Source organism: Cellulophaga baltica 18, assembly GCF_000468615.2.
Classification (GTDB): Bacteria; Bacteroidota; Bacteroidia; order Flavobacteriales; family Flavobacteriaceae; genus Cellulophaga; species Cellulophaga baltica.
Genome location: NZ_CP009976.1, coordinates 2,190,950 through 2,206,838, shown reverse-complemented (window position 1 = coordinate 2,206,838; position 15,889 = coordinate 2,190,950). Strand labels below are relative to the sequence as shown.

General features: G+C 34.3%; 16 protein-coding genes. 2 read left to right on the top strand and 14 right to left on the bottom strand.

Going from position 1 to position 15,889, the window contains the following annotated elements; genetic code table 11:
* Positions 1 to 112: 112 nt before the first annotated feature.
* The 11 genes from M666_RS20240 to M666_RS09380 form a co-directional block, all read right to left on the bottom strand.
* Positions 113 to 265 carry a DUF4295 domain-containing protein gene (locus M666_RS20240; protein ID WP_074538930.1) on the bottom strand — a complete coding sequence of 51 codons (153 nt, stop codon included), beginning with the start codon at positions 263 to 265 and terminating at the stop codon, positions 113 to 115.
* Between the two features lie 37 nt (positions 266 to 302).
* The gene (gene rpmG / locus M666_RS09425; protein ID WP_024481505.1) at positions 303 to 485 is read right to left on the bottom strand and encodes a 50S ribosomal protein L33; all 183 of its coding nucleotides are present in this window, start codon (positions 483 to 485) and stop codon (positions 303 to 305) included.
* A gap of 22 nt (positions 486 to 507) precedes the next feature.
* Positions 508 to 744: a 50S ribosomal protein L28 gene (rpmB, locus tag M666_RS09420; protein WP_024481506.1), complete on the bottom strand. Its 237-nt coding sequence runs from the start codon at positions 742 to 744 to the stop codon at positions 508 to 510.
* A 74-nt stretch (positions 745 to 818) separates the two neighbouring features.
* Positions 819 to 2,069: a competence/damage-inducible protein A gene (locus M666_RS09415; RefSeq protein ID WP_029446928.1), complete on the bottom strand. Its 1,251-nt coding sequence runs from the start codon at positions 2,067 to 2,069 to the stop codon at positions 819 to 821.
* On the bottom strand, positions 2,070 to 2,408 hold the full coding sequence (locus tag M666_RS09410) for an Hpt domain-containing protein (RefSeq protein WP_024481508.1): 339 nt from the start codon (positions 2,406 to 2,408) through the stop codon (positions 2,070 to 2,072). It abuts the gene before it with no gap.
* A 4-nt stretch (positions 2,409 to 2,412) separates the two neighbouring features.
* Positions 2,413 to 3,024 (bottom strand): fumarylacetoacetate hydrolase family protein, encoded by a 612-nt coding sequence (locus M666_RS09405; RefSeq protein ID WP_024481509.1) that lies wholly within the window; start codon positions 3,022 to 3,024, stop codon positions 2,413 to 2,415.
* A gap of 19 nt (positions 3,025 to 3,043) precedes the next feature.
* On the bottom strand, positions 3,044 to 3,955 hold the full coding sequence (locus M666_RS09400; RefSeq protein ID WP_034657300.1) for a carboxypeptidase-like regulatory domain-containing protein: 912 nt from the start codon (positions 3,953 to 3,955) through the stop codon (positions 3,044 to 3,046).
* The gene (locus tag M666_RS09395) at positions 3,955 to 4,731 is read right to left on the bottom strand and encodes a 3'-5' exonuclease (protein WP_025615717.1); all 777 of its coding nucleotides are present in this window, start codon (positions 4,729 to 4,731) and stop codon (positions 3,955 to 3,957) included. The genes M666_RS09400 and M666_RS09395 overlap by 1 nt, the downstream gene beginning before the upstream one ends.
* Before the next feature lie 122 nt (positions 4,732 to 4,853).
* Complete coding sequence (locus M666_RS09390) at positions 4,854 to 6,200, bottom strand: dihydrolipoamide acetyltransferase family protein (protein WP_029446929.1); 1,347 nt, start codon at positions 6,198 to 6,200, stop codon at positions 4,854 to 4,856.
* Positions 6,201 to 6,289: 89 nt separating this feature from the next.
* Positions 6,290 to 6,907 (bottom strand): recombination mediator RecR, encoded by a 618-nt coding sequence (recR, locus tag M666_RS09385; protein ID WP_029446930.1) that lies wholly within the window; start codon positions 6,905 to 6,907, stop codon positions 6,290 to 6,292.
* A gap of 52 nt (positions 6,908 to 6,959) precedes the next feature.
* On the bottom strand, positions 6,960 to 7,319 hold the full coding sequence (locus tag M666_RS09380) for a CoA-binding protein (RefSeq protein WP_029446931.1): 360 nt from the start codon (positions 7,317 to 7,319) through the stop codon (positions 6,960 to 6,962).
* A 405-nt stretch (positions 7,320 to 7,724) separates the two neighbouring features.
* Between M666_RS09380 and M666_RS09375 the strand changes: the two genes are divergently transcribed.
* The gene (locus M666_RS09375) at positions 7,725 to 10,175 is read left to right on the top strand and encodes a TonB-dependent receptor (protein ID WP_029446932.1); all 2,451 of its coding nucleotides are present in this window, start codon (positions 7,725 to 7,727) and stop codon (positions 10,173 to 10,175) included.
* A gap of 112 nt (positions 10,176 to 10,287) precedes the next feature.
* Here the strand turns inward: M666_RS09375 and M666_RS09370 are convergent, their stop codons facing one another.
* The 3 genes from M666_RS09370 to M666_RS09360 form a co-directional block, all read right to left on the bottom strand.
* A complete protein-coding gene (locus M666_RS09370; RefSeq protein ID WP_025615721.1) occupies positions 10,288 to 11,298 on the bottom strand; it encodes a 3-oxoacyl-ACP synthase III family protein in 1,011 nt (336 codons plus the stop codon).
* 199 nt (positions 11,299 to 11,497) lie between these two features.
* Positions 11,498 to 12,808: an ABC1 kinase family protein gene (locus tag M666_RS09365; RefSeq protein ID WP_029446933.1), complete on the bottom strand. Its 1,311-nt coding sequence runs from the start codon at positions 12,806 to 12,808 to the stop codon at positions 11,498 to 11,500.
* Positions 12,809 to 12,870: 62 nt separating this feature from the next.
* Positions 12,871 to 13,530 carry a TetR family transcriptional regulator C-terminal domain-containing protein gene (locus M666_RS09360; RefSeq protein WP_029446934.1) on the bottom strand — a complete coding sequence of 220 codons (660 nt, stop codon included), beginning with the start codon at positions 13,528 to 13,530 and terminating at the stop codon, positions 12,871 to 12,873.
* Positions 13,531 to 13,940: 410 nt separating this feature from the next.
* On the opposite strand from M666_RS09360, the gene htpG reads away from it, so the two are divergent.
* Entirely contained in the window at positions 13,941 to 15,827 is a 1,887-nt protein-coding gene (gene htpG, locus M666_RS09355) for a molecular chaperone HtpG (RefSeq protein ID WP_024481519.1), read from the top strand.
* Positions 15,828 to 15,889 lie beyond the last annotated feature (62 nt).

Here is a 15,889-nt window from a genome sequence, read left to right as displayed (position 1 = left end):
GAATCTTCAACTCTAATTACCACCTATCTTTCAGAAGAAATCGTTCAGTTATAAAAACAAAAAAGCCACTCTCTTTACGAAAGTAGCTTTATCAATATAAAATTGAAATGTCTTATTTCTTAGTCAACCAACCGCTAACCTCTTCAGGAGCCATAACTGCTTCTGTAAATGTATAAGCACCAGATTTTGGTGACTTAACCATTTTTATAGCTTTAGTCAATCTTTTAGAACTGGTTTGTAAACTTGCTACCGTCTTCTTTGCCATGTTTAATAATTTTTATCATTTCCGTAGGAACGGAAAATTACTTAATTTCTTTATGAACAGTCATTTTCTTTAGAATTGGGTTGAATTTCTTAAGCTCAATTCTATCAGGAGTGTTCTTCTTATTTTTTGTTGTAATGTATCTTGAAGTACCAGGTTGTCCTGATTCTTTATGCTCTGTACATTCCAAAATCACTTGGATTCTATTACCTTTCTTAGCCATTTTACTAGATTATTTTTTCGGATTACTTAGTTAATCCATTTGCTTTAGCTTCTTTCAATACTGCACTAATACCTTTCTTATTGATAGATTTTAATGCACGCGCAGATACTTTCAAAGTAACCCAACGGTTTTCTTCTTCAATATAGAAACGCTTTTTGGAAAGATTTACATTGAATCTTCTTCTTGTCTTATTGATGGAAAACGATACGTTGTTTCCAAACATAGCTCTCTTTCCGGTAATTTCGCAAACTTTTGACATATCGCTAGGGTTTGTGTTATTTTTAAACAGGATGCAAATTTATATCTTTTTTATCGGACGTACAAAATTCTTTTTTAAAATTTTGAAATTTCTTTTTGAAGCATCTCAAGTGCCTTATTTACAGACTTTTGCACAACCCTTTCGCGCTGACTCCCCATCATAAACTTCTCAGAATACACTCCTTTAGGTGTTGCAACGGCAATAAAAACACTTCCAACCTCCTCATTAGAGTCACCTTTTGTCGGACCAGCGTTCCCTGTAGTGGCAATTGAAAAATCTGATTTTAAGAGTTTTCGAACATTAATCGCCATAGCTTCTGCTACTTGCGCACTCACTACAGAATGCATTTTGACCACCTCATTTGGAACATTCAGAACGTTTATCTTTACTTCAGTAGCATAACTCACAAGACACCCCTTAAAATAGGCAGATGCCCCTGGGATCGCCGTCAAATGCTCCGAAATTGTTCCTCCCGTAAAACTCTCTGCCATAGACAAGGTCATCTTTTTCGATGTTAACAATTTAGCGATAACCGCTTCAATGGTTTCATCATCTTCCTCGCCATAAATAACATCATCAATAAGTAGGTACAACTTTTTAGTTTCCGAAACCATAACCGCTTCTACCCCCTCCTGTACAGCTCCCTTAGCACTTAAACGCAATCTAACCATTCCTAAGCTAGGCAAATATGCCAACTTTACGGAGGAAGGCAAACCCTCTTCCCATTCTGAAATACGATCTGCTAACGCACTTTCTCCTATACCGTAAGTGATGATTGTTTTATGTAGAATAAATGGCCTATTAAATTCTTTTTGAATTTTAGGAACCACTTCATTTGTTATTAGGTATTTCATCTCAAAAGGCACCCCCGGAAGCGAAACAAAGACGGTATTATTCTTTGTCATCCACATGCCTGGAGCGGTTCCATTTGCATTATGCAAAATAGTAGCTTTTGACGGCACTAAGGCCTGATCTATATTTACTTGTAAGAGCGGAGAGGTTGAAATATATTTTTTAAACAATTCTTTGACATGATCCAAAACCATCTCATTTTGCACCAAACTATCATCAAAATACTCGCATAAAGTATGCTTGGTAATATCATCTTTAGTAGGCCCGAGCCCACCTGTAATAATAACGATATCTACCCGTGATTCTGCATCTTTTAAAGCCTGAAGAATATGACTTTTTTCATCTTGAATAGAAGTAATCTGATACACAGAAACTCCTATTTTATTAAGTTCTTTACCAATAAAAGCAGAATTTGTATCTACAATTTGACCAATAAGAATTTCATCACCAATAGTAATTATCTCTGCATTCATCTAAAGACCAAAATCTTTTTTAAGTTCAGAAATCACTTGATGAATATCTTTTTTAAGAATAGGAAATATCTGGTCTAGACTAGGGTTCTCATCCCCAACTTTACCAATATTCTCTATATCTAAAGCTGCTGCACGCGTTTGCTCCATACCTAATAAATCTACATTAGGTTTAATTTTGTGTGCTAATTGGTATATATTGGAATAGTTTTTTTGACCTATAGCAACTTCTAGTTGTTCCAAATCCTCTGGAACCTCATCGAGGAAAGCAGAAACTACGGACTGAATAAAATCTTCATCCCCGTCTGCCAACTCATTAATTTTATCCAAACTGTAAATCATCTTGTTATTTAATAGTTACATTAAACATCTCTATGCCTTCTAACCTACCTGAAAGGTAGTCATTAGTTTTAACACTACCAACACCTGCTGGGGTGCCTGTAAATATTACATCTCCCTTTTTCAAGGTAAAGAAAGTACTTACATACGCAATCAATTCATCTATCTTCCAGAGCATCAAGTTGGTATTCCCGTCTTGTACCACTTCATCATTCTTTAGCAACTGAAAACCTAAATTATCAATAGATTCAAATTTTTCTTTAGGCACCCAATTTCCAATAACCGTTGCCCCGTCAAAACCTTTGGCTTTCTCCCACGGCAATCCTTTTTCTTTTAAAGCTTGCTGCACATCTCTGGCCGTAAAATCTATTCCCAAACCTACTTCATCATAATAGTTGGGTGCAAATTTTTCAGAAATGTGCTTTCCAACTTTTTTAATTTTAACCAGAACCTCAACTTCGTAATGAATATCATTAGAGAATTCCGGAATATAAAAATCTTGTTCCTTAGGCAAAACAGAAGAATCTGGTTTTATAAAGACCACAGGATCTTTAGGCTTTTCATTTTGCAACTCAGCAATATGTGCCGTATAATTTCTTCCAATACAAATAATTTTCATACGAGATTTTTATTATAATTTATTTCTTTGACAACTTCAAACTCACTGCAGGGATTAGGTTTCCAGTGCTATTTTTAGACTTTACTACAAAATCTGTCCACTCCCCCATACCATACACCATAACTTTAAAGTTCTGATTTTTATTGTAAACACCTCCAAAAGTTGGCGCAAATCTATCCTCGATCAATAAGGCGTTGGTAATATTATGTTTCCCCGTATTCTTATACCAATTACTAGGCACAAACAACCACTCTAAACCTATGTAAACTCCTGCTCTAGGCATCTGTATCCGAAGTGCTGACAAGTCTAAGGATACATAATCTTTACCAGACTCTGCTTCTAGTACAAAACTTTTTCGCAGCAAATCTTTTGTCGGCTTTTTGGTTACCTTATCCACATCATATACACGAACTCTAAATTTTGAAGCCTCTCCTTTAAATGCGGCATTGTCTTGAAAGAAAATAGTAACCTTATCTACATATTTTTTCTGCTGTCCGATATTAGGATAATACAAGGCCAAAACCCAAGGTGTTGATGAGGACGAAAATCCACTCTTTACACTATAGCTACTAATTGGATTTAACACATCTGAATTTCCTAAAGTTTCTGAAACCACCACTTCATTAAGTTCAAAAGATTCTGGCACCAAATTAAATTGCTTTGCTTTAAAAACTTGAGAAGCAGCCACAATTGTATCTTTATAACCTAAAGATGAGATATGCAGTTGTTTCTCTAAAAAGGACGATGGCAAATCCATAAAAAAGTGTCCTTCCTCATCAGAAGAAGTTCCTTTTAATGTATTTAAAAAACTAAGGTTAACAAAAGGGATGGTCTCCTTAGTCTTACTGTCATATACAACACCTTCAAAATATATTTCTTGTGCTGCTACCAAATGAAATCCGAAAATAAAAACTAAAAAAAAACGCAACATTATCCTAGTTTGTTATTCAATTTACTCAACTTAATTTGTGTCAATATTTTCTTAGTATACAAAGGAAAGTCGGCATTTAAGATCCAACTGAAATATCCTGGTTCTTTTGCAAGTACATCATGAACCTTTTTACCTTTATGCTTTCCAAAAGAGAAAACCTCTTCCTCTTCATCATCCAATATTATAAAGCCAGCAAAATCTACGGTTCTTTTATGCGATGAAAATTCTGCTAACATTTTCATGTTATTTTCCAACTCCGGGTACCGGTCTAATTGCGCCAATAACACTTCATATGTTGCATTGGTATCTGCTGCTGCACTATGCGCATCTATCAAATCTTTATCACAATAAAACTTATAAGCAGCGCCAAGAGTTCTCTTTTCCATTTTATGAAAGATAGTTTGCACATCTACTGCAACTCTATTTTTCATGTCAAAATCTATTTCTGCCCGCAGCATTTCTTCTGCCAACAATGGAATATCAAAACGATCAGAATTAAAACCTCCTAAATCACTGTCTTTAATCATGTTGTAAATTTCTTTCGAAAGCTCTTTGAACGTAGGTTCATTAGCCACCTTTTCATTAGAAATACCATGTACAGCAATTACTTCATCAGGAATGACCATTTCCGGATTTACCAACCAAGTTTTACTCTCTTTATTCCCGTTAGGATGTATTTTAAGAATTGCTATTTCTACAACTCGATCTTTTGCTACATTGACACCCGTTGTTTCTAAATCGAAAAAACAAATAGGACGTGTTAATTTTAATTGCATTTTTAAAGAATTTATTCAAAGATAGTTTATTCAAAATTTAAGAAAAAACTAGCGCTATTTAAATGTTACAAAAACAAAAAAGCTTCCAAAAAGGAAGCTTTTTTTATATTAATTTATTCAAATTAGATTTCTCTATTTACATCCCAAGCTTCTAAGAAATCTGCTACTGCTTTCACAAACATACCTCCTAACGCCCCGTTTACCACTCTATGGTCATAACTATGAGACAAGAACATCTTACTTCTAATCCCTATGAAATCTCCTTCTGGAGTTTCTATTACAGAAGGCACTTTACGTATGGCCCCTAATGCAAGAATACCCACTTGTGGTTGGTTGATGATTGGCGTACCAAAAACACTTCCAAAAGTTCCCACATTGGTTACTGTATAGGTGCCATCTTTTATTTCGTCTGGCTTCAATTTATTATTTCGACTTCTAGTTGCCAAATCATTAACCGCCTTAGCCATACCTACCAAATTTAATTGGTCTGCATTTTTAATTACGGGAACAATTAAATTACCATCCGGTAAAGCTGCCGCCATACCTATATTGATGTTTTTCTTTTTAACCACGGTATCACCATTCAAAGAAATATTCATCATAGGATATTTCTTTAACGCTACCGCAACGGCCTCCATAAAGATAGGAGTAAACGTAAGTTTTTCTCCTTCTCTTTTCTCAAAGCTAATTTTATTTTTATTTCTCCAATTAACTACATTGGTTACATCAACTTCTATAAAACTTTGAACATGTGCAGAAGTTGAAATACTTTCACGCATATATTGCGCAATAAGTTTCCCCATTCTACTCATCGGGATTACCTCATCTCCACTACCAACTTTCACATCTGAAGAAGCCTGGCTTACTGCCGCTGGAGCACTAGGCGCTTGCGCAGACACATTAGCGGTTGCGGATGGTGCAGCTGCGCTAGAAGCCACCACATTCCCTGTTTTACGATTCTCTACATACGCCAGAATATCGTTTTTAGTAACTCGCCCTTCTTTTCCTGTACCCACAATAGCCTCTAAATCTGCGATAGAAATTCCTTCTTCTTTAGCTATATTCTTCACTAAAGGAGAATAGAAACGATCTGTACTACTATAATCTGCAGTTGGAGTATCTACTATTTCTTGTACACTTTCTATTTCTTGTTCAATAGAACTTGCCGCAGCAACATCCTCTTGTGCTGGCTGACTCACTGGAGCAGTAGCAGGTTCTGATGCACCACCTTGAATTTCGATTATTGCAACTGTTTGCCCTACCGATATAATATCATCAACATTGAAAAGCTTTTCAACTAAAACACCTTCTACTTCACTAGGTACCTCAGAATCTACCTTATCTGTAGCAATTTCAAAAACCGCCTCATCCATCTCAATAGTATCACCTACTTCTTTTAACCAAGTAGTTAGTGTTGCCTCTGCAACACTCTCACCCATCTGTGGTAATTTTAATTCAAACTTTGACATATCATCAATTAATATACTTATTCAGAATAATTTTTTGCGAAAATAATAAAAATATCGTCTTTTACTTAAATTTTTTATAACTATTTTACTTATGCCTTCATAGAGTTTTCGAATGGAATACGGTTTAAAATACTTCGTCCCAAGGTAATTTCATCTGCATATTCCAATTCATCCCCCACCGCAATTCCTCTGGCAATAGTAGATGTTTTTACAGCTGTACCCTCTAACTGTTTAAAGATATAAAAATTGGTAGTATCGCCTTCCATGGTAGAACTCAGTGCGAAAATTAATTCGGTGACTCCACCTTGTTTCACTTTACCCACTAAAGATCCTATAGTTAGATCTTGCGGTCCTACACATTCCATAGGGGAAATTTTACCTCCTAAAACATGGTACATACCTCTAAACTGCCCCGTATTCTCTATAGCCATTACATCTCTAATATCTTCAACAACACATATAATTGCGGCATCTCTTTTAGGATTTGCACAAATTTCACAAAGCGCGACATCTGATATATTATGGCAATTAGAACAAAATTTTATTTGACTCCTTAATTTCTCTAAGGCACTCGTTAAATGAGATGTTTGCTCTTCTGGTTGTTTTAGCAAATGCAATGCTAGCCGCAATGCCGTACGTTTTCCGATACCAGGCAATTGCGAAATTTCATAAACCGCATTTTCCAATAATTTTGAAGAGAATTCCATAGCTACAAAATTACGACATTATCAGTTTTATTTCTCTATTAAAGAAGAGAATTTAATATTGATCTGTTGCTAATAAAACAAGGGTGCAAGCCACTTCAACCTCTATACCATTTTCCCGAAGTAAGCTATAGAAGTTAGGGTTTTCTGTACCTGGATTAAAAATTACCCGCTTTGGTTCTAAATCTATAATTTTTTGATAATACGCTTCTTGATTTTTTGGATTTAAATATAAAGTAACCGTGTGTATATTTTGAAAGTCGACAAAATTAGTCTTAATTTGCACTCCGTAAAGAAGGCCCTCCTTTAAACCAAAAGCTTCTGTTTCAATAGATTTTTCTGTTAACTTTTTTATAGCTATATTACTATATCTGCTAGGTTTTAACGAAGCGCCAATTACGAGTGTTTTTTGCATTTTACCGAAAATGATGTTAAAAATTGTTAATTAATGTAACTTTTATATGATTTTTACGTCTATTAGTACTCTAAAGATATTATGAATTTGTCGTTAATGCTGTATTTTTATAGTTAATGGTTAGTGTTTAGTGCACATTATCGATAATAGAAACCCTCATGGAAATGAGGGTTTTGTTTTTTATATACCTCAAAGTGCTTATCTAACCAATTCTTAGCCCAAATTCACAGCACAAGATTACCACTATTATAATTTAGATTTTAACCTCAAAATAGAGAACTATTCTTCTATCGAATTCTGATATGTTAAAAAGTGTTAAAACAAAAATGCTTTGTAACAAATGCAGCATAGTGTCGTCCTGTATATAGAAATTCATCAATCAATCAAATTACAAAACGAACATTCATGAAAAAAGCAATCCTATGTATTGCACTGCTCATCAACAGTGCATTATTCGCAAACACGGAACCCTCTACTACCGATGCAGTATTAGGCACAATTACGGGAACAATCTTAGACCAAGCCTTACAAGAGCCTATAGCATTTGCTGCTATTGTTATAAAGTCTGAAGACAGTTCTACTATTATTACTGGGGGCATTACCGAGGAAAACGGAACTTTTGAAATCAAAAATATTCCCGAAGGTACACTTACTTTTTTAGTTCAATTTATAGGGTATAAAACCTACTCGAAGCTCGTAACCATTGACAAAAACCACAGAAAAATAGCTTTAGGAACCATTTACCTTGAAGATCAAACTCAAGAATTATCCGGTGTAGAAGTAGTCGCTGAACGCACTACCATTGAACAGAAAATAGATCGAAAAGTAATTAATGTTGGAAAAGATCTTACCACCACAGGGGCATCTGCATCAGACATCATGAACAATATTCCTTCTGTAAATATAGACCAACAGACCGGTGAACTCTCTATGCGCGGAAATTCTAATGTAAGAGTGATGGTAGATGGTAAATTATCTAATGTTCCCGTAGCACAATTACTAAAACAGATTCCGTCTAGCGCTATAAAATCTATTGAACTAATTACCAATCCTTCTGCTAAATATAATCCTGAAGGCATGAGTGGTATCATCAACATCATACTTCATAAAAATGCAAATAACGGATTTAATGGAACCATTAGCACCGGACTAACCGTTGGTGAAGAAGCTAAATTTAATAGTGCTATTGATCTAAATTATCGTTCAGGGAAATTTAATGTTTATGGCAACTACGGTAATAATATCGGTAAATACGTTAACAACGGAAATCTTTACAGACTGGATGATAATTCTGACCAGCAGTTTAGTTTCCTTAACAACAACAAATCGCACTTATATAAAATAGGGGTCGATTTTTATTTAAATGATTACCATACTATTTCATTTTTCACCAACCAGAATTCATTTGACGGAAAAGGAAAAGGAGACACGGATATTTTGTACTATGACGATGCCAGCAGAAATTCAAATCAAATCTTTGATAATTTTCAAGACAACCTGAGCGAGCAATACAATTTTGATTATAAAGTAAAATTTAAAAAAGAAGGTCATTCTATAGAATTGGAGGTTGATTACAATGAATTTAATCAAAATGAAGATGCCTTTTTTGAGTCATCTGGTGCAACCGTTTTTCCTAACTACGTAGACATGGTAGATACCAAACGCAAGCAGAGCATCGCTAATTTAGATTATGTAAACCCTATAGACTCTATATCGAAACTAGAATTAGGCCTTGAATCTAGAAATTTTGAAACCAATGTAGATTATACCTCTACGGGATTATCTTTTAATGAAACGGGGAACTTAATACCTACGCCAGATACCGATTTTGTATACGGAATGGATATCTATTCTGCTTATGCCACTTTTGGTCAGAATTATAAAAAATGGTCCTATCAAGCAGGCTTACGTGTAGAAAATGTGGAAGTAAAAGCCGACACTAATAACATACGCTCTTTCTCGGATAAATACACGCAGGTATACCCTTCAGCCTATGTTACGTATGCCCCTAATGAGAAAAACCAACTTCAATTTAGTTTAAGTCGTCGCGTAGATAGACCTGGATTACAACAAGTAAATCCTATTAGAGATTGGTCTACCCCCTTAATATCTTCTTTTGGAAACCAACGTTTAGTACCACAGTTTACCAATTCTTATGAAGTTAACTACACCAAACGTTTAGAAAAAGGAAGTATTACCACAGGTGTTTTCTACCGTCAAATTAAAGATGAAATTAATAGAGCTGTGTATGTAGACCGCTTAGATCTAAACAAACTTATCTTAACCTATGATAATTTTGATAACACCACCGCCTACGGAATGGAAGTATCTTTGAACTACAAACCCTTAACCTGGTGGAGTATTAATGGGAGTTTTGATCTATTCTCTCAAACACAGCGAGGAATTACAGAGACCTTACCAACAGAAAACCCTAATGCAACTGTTGATGATATTGTAATAGAAGAAGTTCAGGTAGAGAATACAGCATGGAATTTTAGAATGAATAACAGTCTAAAAGCTACTAAAAACTTAAGTTTTCAAATCTTTGGTTTCTATCGTGGTGCTAACAAAAATATACAGTTTGACGTAAAGTCTATGTATTTTGTAAATACAGGAGCTCGCTACAGTTTCGCAGAAGGAAAAGGAACGTTTAGCCTAAACTTCAATGATGTGTTTAACACCATGCGCTTTGCTTTTGATAGCACGAGGCCGTATGCCTCTACGGGAGAATTTAATTGGGAAAGTAGAACGGTATACGCTGGCTTATCTTATATGTTTGGAAGTGGGAAAAATAAGGCTAGCAAACGTAAAAATAGAGACAACAACACCAAAGATAGTGGTGGCGGAATTTTATAAAATAAACCCCTTAATTCTTTAGGTCCTACAATTTTCTAAGAATAGCGTATCAAAACAAAACCCCCAACATTGCTGTTGGGGGTTTATTTATATATATAGTTTCAGAATTATTTTACCAACGGATAATAACACTACCCCACGTAAAGCCACTACCAAATGCAGCTAGCACTACCAAGTCTCCTTCTTTTACTTTTCCTTGTTCCCAAGCTTCCGTTAAAGCTATTGGAATAGATGCCGCGGTTGTATTCCCGTAGTTCATAATATTATTAAAAACCTGATCATCTGACAATTGGAATTTCTTCTGAATGAATTGAGAAATTCTTAAGTTTGCTTGATGCGGTACTAACATATCAATATCTGTTGGCGCTAGTTTATTAGCTCCTAGACCTTCCATGATTACTTCACTAAAACGAACTACAGCATTTTTAAATACAAACTGCCCGTTCATATATGGAAAATACGATTCATCATTAGGGTCATTGTCTTCTATAATATCGGTCACCCATCTTTTCCCCATTCCCGGAGCTATTAGAGATAACTCCTCCGCATGCTGTCCTTCAGAATGTAAATGTGTAGATAAGATACCTTTTGTATTATCTTCTTCTCTTGATAATATGGCAGCTCCTGCCCCATCACCAAAAATTACAGAAACACCTCTACCACGCGTAGACATATCTAAACCATGAGAATGTAATTCTGAACCAATAACTAGAACATTCTTATACATCCCTGTTTTAATGTACTGATCTGCAACAGAAATAGCGTAAACAAAACCAGAACATTGATTTCTTACGTCTAATGCTCCTACAGTTTTAATACCTAAATCTCGTTGCACCAAAACACCTGGCCCAGGAAAGTAGTAATCCGGACTTAGCGTAGCAAATACAATAAAATCAATATCATCTTTATCAATACCGGCTCTCTCAATAGCAATTTTAGCAGCTTTAACCCCCATAGTGGTGGTGGTATCGCCATCGCCTTTTATAACATGACGTCTTTCTTTAATGCCTGTTCTTTCTTGAATCCACGCGTCGTTAGTATCCATGACCTTTGATAAATCATCATTAGTCACAACGTTTTCAGGAACGTAATGTCCTAAGCCTATAATTTTCGAATTATACATACAGTTTAGTTATCTGATCTGTTTATTATACATTTATTTAAGTTACGAATTAAATAAACAAGAACGCAATTTAAGGATTATTCTACAATGTTGTAAAATCATTACAGAATTATACATTTAGTTGGTATCGTAACAAATTAAAAGTCAGAAATATGTTGCACATACTACTGACTTTCTATTCAAATTTTTAAGCTATGTTTTAATCCAAATACTGTCTAAAATTATTAACCTCAACTTTAGCTTTTAAATCGTGCAGTAAATTAAAGAGTCCGAAAAACGTTCTATTCATATATAAGAAATGCTTAGAACCTCTATTACCATTCATTTTTCTAATCTGATCATCTTTAGAATACCGCTGACTTAAATCGGCAATTTGATGCCAAAAATCATCAGAACCAAAATCAAAAGTATCTCCATTAAAAGGCGATGTGAATAGCAATAACATCTCTTTAAACAAGGCTTTGAAAAATATAATTTCTTGTTCTGAATCTGTAGGAGTAAGAATTTCTAACTCGTACAATTTTTCCATAAAGTGCGAATCGTTTTCAATAACCTCTTTCTTTGCAAGTTCAAAATACGGAATGTAGAATTCATCTGGCACTTCTTTAATGCAACCAAAATCTATCGCAATAAGTGTATTGTCTTTGCTCACCAAGAAATTTCCTGGATGCGGGTCTGCGTGTACTTTTCTTAGGCCGTGAATTTGGAACATATAGAAATCCCATAAAGCCTGCCCCAATGTATTTCCTTCCGCTGCGCTGAAATCTGTTTTAGCAAACTCACTTAAGTGCATTCCATACATCCAGTCCATAGTAATAATCCGTTCACTAGACAATTTTGGATAATATACTGGGAATTCCATATTCGGAATTACCGCACATGCTTTTGTTATTTCTTGACTCTGCTTCATTTCAAGAATATAGTTGGTTTCTTCAACCAGTTTATTCTCTACTTCTTTAAAATATTTATCTGAATCTTTACCTTTTAAGTTAAACATACGTATGGCTATAGGTTTAACAATAGCCAAATCACTAGATATACTTTCTGACACCCCTGGGTACTGAATTTTTACTGCCAAGGTTTTTCCATCTTTAGTAGCCTTATGCACCTGACCTATACTCGCTGCATTTATAGAGTCTTTATCAAAAGTATCATATACCTCTTCAGGGTATTTCCCTAAATACTTTTTGAATGTTTTGCGCACCAACGGGGCAGATAGCGGAGGAACTGAAAACTGGGATAATGAGAATTTTTCTACATAAGCAGAAGGCAGAATGTTTTTCTCCATGCTTAGCATTTGTGCTACTTTAAGCGCACTACCTTTTAAACTTTTAAGTCCGTCATAAATATCACCCGCATTATCTTCATTGAGCTCATCTTTTGATAACTCCGGGTTTACCAACTTCTTACTGTAATATTTTACGTAATTACCACCTATTTTAACCCCTGTTTTCACGAGCTTTCCTGCTCTTTCTATTTTACCAGTAGGAATTTTGTCTAATGTTTTCATAAGATACTTTTTATTAAAAGTGGTTAAAACAATATGTAGTGGTTCTTGGTCGTCGCTAAGTATTATGCGAATTTCTCTTTGTATAGAAATTTACCAAAGTCAATAATACTTTCTAAAGGTGTATTTTCAAAAACGTCAAAAATGGTTTTAACAGATTTCTCTATTGCCATATCTGTTTTTTCAAATCCCGCACTGGTATCTTCCATCCAAAATTTAAGCAAGAACAAAAATTGCACCCAAGTACCTTCACTGTAAAGCTGTGGGCTTTTCTTTGTAATTTTAAATGATTTATCTGCGTTAGCATCTGCGACTAAAGAAGAAGCAAACGTTTTTATGTGAGATCTCAGTCCTTTCAACTGGTTTAAATTCTTCAACATATTTTCATGCTCTTTCAAGGCAAAAAGCACATAACTCCTATTCATCGTAAGCAACTCAAACATAGAGAAAAAGAAGGTGAGCATTTTATCTTGATTTGAAAACGATTCATAATCTTCGTTTTTAGTCATTACCGCCATAGTATTGGTATAAAACTTTTCCCATATGGCAGCTTGTAATCCTTCTACTGAACCAAAAAAGTTGTAAAACTCTTCTTCTGGTATCGTGTGCGCTTTACAAAACTTGTAAATAGATTTTGGTACAATCTCATGTTCTAAAACATAATCCATGTACATTCCTATAATCTGATCTTCCGTGATTTTTTTTGTTCCTGATTTTTTAGCCATGACTTTTATAGTTTAAGAGTGACAAAGCAATTTACTATTGGTATAAAAAAACGTATTTCCTAGAAGACGGAAATACGTTTTTAAACAACCTAACCAATAAATAATAATAGTGTAATCGTTTAAAAAACTAAATTCTTCTTCATAGCAATTAATCTTCCGCGATTACAATTCAAAGATACTAAAATGTTTAACTATTTTAAAAATAAATTAAACAAAATTTTTGTTAATCTTTTTTTGATGTTCTTTTAGAAATACATCAATCTTACTTTTAATTAGACGTATTAGGTCTTAAAAGCTAACAATAGTCTTGAAAAAAATAAAAAGAATGTCAGTTTGTCACTTTATGTCAGATTGGTATTTTTTTTGACTGTGGTAGTATCATATTAATAATTATAAATTTTAAATTACATATGGCGACAGGTAAGATTAATGTGTCCGTTGATAATATATTTCCTTTAATAAAGAAATTTCTTTACAGCGATCACGAAATATTTTTAAGAGAGTTGATTTCTAATGCGACAGATGCAACTTTAAAATTGAAGCATTTAACTTCTATTGGTGAAGCTTCTGTAGAGTATGGCAATCCTATTATCGAGATAAAAGTTGATAAAGAAGGAAAGAAAATCCATATTATTGATCAAGGTCTAGGTATGACCGAAGATGAAGTAAAGAAGTATATCAATGAAGTAGCTTTTTCTGGTGCTGAAGAATTTTTAGATAAATATAAAGACAGCGCAAAAGATTCTGGAATTATAGGTCACTTTGGTTTAGGTTTCTACTCTGCTTTTATGGTAGCTAGTAAAGTTGAAATTATTACTAAAAGTTTTAAAGACGAACCTGCAGTACATTGGTCTTGTGATGGTTCTCCTAATTTTGACTTAGAGCCTTCTGACAAAACAGAAAGAGGAACAGAGATTGTACTTCATGTTGCTGATGATTCTACAGAATTTTTAGAAGACCATAGAATTAATGAACTTTTATCTAAGTATAATAAGTTTATGCCAGTTCCTATTAAATTTGGAACAAGAACTGAAACCTTACCAAAACCAGAGGGTGCTAAAGAAGAAGACGCAGCCCCTACAGAAGAGGTAGATAATATTATTAATAACCCTACTCCTGCTTGGACAAAACAACCTGCAGATTTAGAGACTAAAGATTATCAAGAGTTCTACAGAGAATTGTATCCTATGCAATTTGAAGAGCCTTTATTTCATATTCATTTAAATGTTGATTATCCGTTTCATTTAACTGGTATTTTATATTTCCCTAGGTTATCTAATGATTTAAACACTCAGAAAGATAAAATTCAATTATACCAAAACCAAGTTTATGTAACAGACAACGTTGAAGGTATTGTTCCTGAGTTTTTAATGATGCTTCGCGGGGTTGTAGATTCTCCAGACATACCATTAAACGTATCTCGTTCTTATTTACAAGCAGACGGTGCTGTTAAGAAAATATCATCTTACATAACTAGAAAAGTAGCCGATAAGCTTTCTTCTTTATTCAAAAACAATAGAGAAGATTTTGAAGCTAAATGGAATGATATTAAAATAGTTATTGAATACGGAATGCTTTCTGAAGATAAATTCTTTGAAAAAGCAGACAAATTTGCACTTTACCCAACAGTAGATGGTAAGTTCTATACGTTTGAAGAATTACAAGAAAACCTAAAGGCTAACCAAACAGATAAAGATGGTAAGCTAGTTATTCTTTATGCATCAGACAAAGAAGCGCAACACAGTTATATAGAAGCTGCAAAAGCAAAAGACTACCAAGTATTACTTTTAGATTCTCCTATTATTTCGCATTTGATGCAGAAATTAGAAACATCTAAAGAGAATATTTCTTTTACACGTGTTGATGCAGATCATATTGAAAACTTAATCAAGAAAGATGAGGAGCAGATTTCTAAACTTTCTGATGAAGAAAAAGAAACTCTTAAAAAAGAATTAGAGGAAACAATCGCTAACAAATCATACACGATTCAGTTAGAAGCTATGGATAGCGCTGCGTCTCCTTTCATCATTACGGAGCCTGAGTTTATGCGTCGTATGAAAGAGATGCAACAAACCGGTGGTGGCGGAATGTTTGGAATGGGTAATATGCCGGAAATGTATAACCTTATTGTAAACACCAATAGCCCATTGGTTTCTGAAATTTTAACTACTAAAACAGCTAAGAAGAAAGAACGATTAATAAATCAATCTTTAGATTTAGCACGTTTATCTAAAGGACTATTAAAAGGTGAAGAGCTTACCAACTTCATCAAACGTAGTTACGAGATGGTAAAATAAACGTACGATTAGGGCAGATTTTTGACCCTTATTCGTTTTAATTAAAAAAAGCCGCTTCATGT